Genomic DNA, 4,633 nt, shown 5'->3' with positions numbered 1-4,633 from the left:
CCCGCGAGCTGCCGCGCCCGCCCCGCCCCGCCCCCCCGGCTCGGGCGCTGTCTACCACCTCTTCTCTCCCAGCTTTCGAGGCACCATGATTCCCCACGGTTCGACCCCTGCTGTCCGTCCGCTCACCGCGGCACAACGCGAGGTGTGGTTCGCTCAGCAACTGCTCGGACCGGTGCCGCTCACCACCGCCCAGTACGTCGACCTGCGCGGACCGCTCGACCTCGAGATATATCGCCGGGCGGCGCGCCGCGCCGCGCGTGATCTCGGCGCGTACGTGCGCTTCACCACCATCGACGGGCAGCCGGGACAGGTGCTCGACGACGGCATGATCGACCACATCGCAGTCGTCGACTGCAGCGGGGAATCAGACCCGGAGACCGCTGCCCGAGCCTGGATGCAGGCCGATCAGTGCGCGCCGTTCGATCTGGTCACCGATCCACCCATCGCGACCACGGTCCTGCGGCTGGGCCAGGACCGCCAACTGCTGTACACCCGTGCCCATCACCTGTTGCTCGACGGCTACGGCGCCATCCGTATCCAGCACCTGTTGAGCGGTCACTACGAGGCCCTGCTGGTGGGCTCCGAAATGTCTTCGGCAGCAGTCGATTCCGCGACGGTGCTCGCCGCCGCGGAGGAGAGCTACCGTGGCTCGCGGCGCTATGACACCGACCGCGAATACTGGCGCGAGCGGCTGGGCGCGCTGCCTGCCCCGGCCACCCTCGCGACGCGGCCCGGTGCTCCCGATCCGCTCCCGATCCACGCCAGGGCCGAGCTGCCGGAATCGCTGGTCGCGCGACTGCGGACGCGAGCCGACTTCCCTGGCAACGCGCCCGTGCTGGTGGCGGCGTTCGCCGCGTTCCTCGGCAGACTGACCGACACCGCACCGGTGGCGCTGAGCCTGCCGGTCACCGCGCGCACCGTCGCCGCGCTGCGCGAATGCGGCGGCATGACGTCGAATATCGTGCCGCTGTGCTGCTCGGGCGGCACCGTCGGCGCCGCCATCGCCTCCGCGCGCGCCGAGCTGAGCGGAGCACTGCGCCATCAGCGCTATCGCGGCGCCGAGATGGTCCGGGACAGTGGGCGCCACGCCGAGTCGCTGGGTTTCGGGCCTGCGGTCAACATCATGAACTTCCACACCGAGATGGTGTTCGGCCCGGCACGCGGCACCATCGAACTCCTGTCCACCGGGCCGGTCGAAGATCTCGCGCTGAACGTGTATCCGGTAACGGATTCCGGGCTGCGGGTCGAGTTCGAAGCCAACCGTCATCGCTATACCGAGGCCGAGGTCATCGCGCATCTGGATCGGTTCGTCGGCTTCCTGACGGCGTTCGCCGCCGCCGCTGACGATGTTCCGATCGACCGGTTGCCGGTCCTCACCGCCGCCGAGGCGAATCTGCTCGTCCCCTGGCGCGGACCGAAGGCGGGTACCCCGGCCACACTGAGTGAGCTGATCGCCGCCGCCGTCGCGGCGAACCCGGACGGCATCGCCGTCGTCTACGGCGAGAAGCGCTGGACCTACCGCGAATTCGACGCGTGGACCGACCGCCTCGCCGGTGCACTGCAGGCCGCGGGCGCCGGCCCCGAGACCTTGGTCGCGATGGTCATGGAACGTTCCGCCGCCTCGGTCGGCGCGGTCTGGGCGATCGCCAAGACCGGGGCGGGTTTCGTGCCGATCGACGGGGGATATCCGGCCGAGCGCATCGCACACATCCTCGGCGACTGCGGTGCCACCCTCGGTGTCACCGGCGTCGAGCACCCGGCGGATCTGCCCGGATCGGTCCACTGGACGATCGTCGACCCCGATGCGGTGCCGGATGCGGAGCCGCGGCGGCCCGTCGCTGCCCGGCCCGAGCATCCCGCCTACCTCATCTACACCTCCGGTTCCACCGGCGTCCCCAAGGGCGTGCTGGTGACCCACGGTGGACTCGCGAACCTGGCGGCCGAGCGCCGCGACCGGTATGCGTTGCGCCCGGGAGCCCGCACCCTGCACCACGCCTCCCCGGGTTTCGACATGGCGGTCGGCGAGATCCTGTGCGGACTGGCCGGTGCGGCGACGCTGGTGGTGGCCCCGCGCTATGTGATGGCCGGACCGGATCTGGCCGAGCTCATGCGGCGCGAACGGGTGACCAACGCCATCATCACCCCGGCGGTGCTGGCCACCCTCGACCCCGAGACACTGCCCGACCTGCGTGTCCTCGGCGTCGGCGGGGAGGCGATCCGCGCCGATCTGGTCTCGGCCTGGTCGCGAACGCGGTTGATGCGCAACGGGTACGGCCCCACCGAGGCCACCGATATCGCGACCATCGCCGAGCTCACGCCGGACCGGTCGGTGACGATCGGCGCGCCCCTGCGCGGATTCCACGCGCTGGTGCTGGACGCGCGGTTGCGGCCGGTGCCGCCCGGCGTCATCGGCGAGCTCTACATCGGCGGCCCGGCCCTGGCCCGCGGTTACCACGGACGGCATTCGTTGACCGCGGCCAGATTCGTCGCCGATCCGTTCGGCCCGCCCGGCGGGCGGGTGTACCGCACCGGTGACCTGGTGACCCTCACCCCCGGCGCCGAGCCCGAACTGATCTACCACGGCCGCAGCGACTTCCAGATCAAGGTGCGCGGTCACCGCATCGAGCCGGGCGAGATCGAGACCACGCTCACCGGCCTCCCCGGCGTCGGCCGGGCCGCCGTGACCGCCCATCAGGACTCCAAGGGCACCCACCTGGTGGCCTACCTGGTGCCGGACGGTCCACTCGAGGTGGAGCAGGTGCGGGTCCAGGTCACCGAGCAGCTGCCCGCGTATCTGCGGCCGAGCGCCTACGTCGTGCTCGACACCTTGCCGCTGACCCCCAACGGCAAGCTCGACACCCGTCGCCTGCCCGCGCCGGTGTTCGGCAGGCACGGTTCCCGGCCCGTCTCGACAGAGTCGGAGCGGACCGTGGCGGCGGCATTCGCCGAGGTGCTCGAGGTCGACATCGCCGGGGCCGAGAGCGACTTCTTCGAACTGGGCGGCACCTCGCTCACCGCGACCGCACTCGCGGCGCGCCTCGGCATCGGTGTCCGTACGGTCTTCGACGCGCCGACTGTTGCGGCGCTGGCGCTACGACTCGAGGATGCCGAGGACCCGGCCGGGGACGCACCGGTGCCGGGAACCCGGCCCGAAAACCTGGCGCCTGCCCCGGCGCAGCTGCGGATGTGGCTGCTCAATCAGCTCTACCGGGAGTCGTCGGCGTACCACTTGCCGATCGCGTTGCGCCTGACCGGATCGCTCGATGTGACGGCGCTCGATGCCGCGGTGCGGGATGTGGTCGACCGGCACGAGGTGCTGCGCACGGTGTATCCCGCCGGCGGCACCGGGCCACGGGTACGCGTCTTGACCGTCGACGCGGCCCTGGGCGACACACCGCTGACCGCGCGCGCACTCGACCGGGCGGGGCTGGACGCCGAACTCGCGGTGGCGGTCGCCGCGCCCTTCGACGTCACCACCGACGCGCCGATCCGGCTGGCGCTGTGGAATCTCGGTCCCGACGACCACGTGCTCGCGCTGGTCGCCCATCACATCGCCGCCGACGGCTGGTCACACGGTCCGCTCGTGGCCGACCTGTCCGCGGCGTACATCGCGCGGGCGGCCCGACGGCAACCGCGGTGGGAGCCGCTGCCGCTGCAGTACGCCGATTACACGCTGTGGCAGCACCGGCGCCTCGGTGATCGCCGCGATCCGGGTTCCACCGCCGCCCGTCAGCTCGCGCACTGGGTACGTGCGCTGGACGGTGCCCCCGACCGGCTGCCGCTACCGACCGATCGCGTCCGCACGCCCGGCTCGGGCACGCCTGGCGGCACCGGCGCGGTGGTCGAGTTCGAGATCGGTGCCGACATCGGGACGGCGCTGGCCGAGCTGGCCCGCCGGCACAGCGCGACTCCCTTCATGGCCGGTTACGCGGCGTTCACCGTGCTTCTCGGTGACCTGGCCGGAATCGCGGACGTGACGGTCGGGACCCCGGTCGCGGGCCGCGGACACCCCGCCCTCGACCGCTTGGTCGGTATGTTCGTCAACACCCTGCCACTGCGCCTGTCCCTCGATCCGCAGGAACACTTCACCGCGCTGCTGGCGCGAGCCAGGGAGGTCGCGCTTGCCGCGCTCGGCAACGCCGATGTCCCCTTCGATCACATCGTCGAAGCGGTGAATCCGCCACGGGACAACACCAGGCACCCGCTGTTCGAGGCCGTGTTCTCCTACGAGAACCTGCCTGCGTCGCCCTCGCTCGACCTCGGCGGCCTGACCGTATCCACTCTCGACATCCCCGGGGAAACAACGCATTTCGATCTCAGCCTCACGCTGCGTGAGCAGCCGGACACGGGCGGGCTGACGGGGAGCCTGCGCTACGCCACCGACCTCTACGACGCGGCGACGGTAGCCGGCTTCGCGGCGCGGTTCCACGACATCCTGACGACGATCGCCGCGCATCCCGAGGCGACTGTCGCGCAGCTGTCCGGCAGCGTCGCGGCCGGGCTCGCTGCGCCCGAGCGCCCGGCGCCGGACAGTGACGCCGTCGGCGCCCCGGCCGGGGGCCGGGGGGGGGCGGCGCCGCCCCGCCCGCCCCCGGGGGGGCCCCCCATGGGCCGGGGGGCGGGGGGGCGCCCC

Annotated in this window: 1 protein-coding gene; it reads left to right on the top strand. The window is 72.0% G+C overall.

Annotation, left to right across the window (positions count from 1 at the left end):
* Positions 1-85: 85 nt before the first annotated feature.
* The coding region (locus ACFWPJ_RS25210) for an amino acid adenylation domain-containing protein (RefSeq protein ID WP_378854858.1) at positions 86-4,633 on the top strand (4,548 nt) is incomplete at its 3' end.

Source organism: Nocardia sp. NPDC058497 (assembly GCF_042720195.1).
GTDB lineage: Bacteria > Actinomycetota > Actinomycetes > Mycobacteriales > Mycobacteriaceae > Nocardia.
This window is presented reverse-complemented; position numbering and strand designations above follow the sequence as displayed.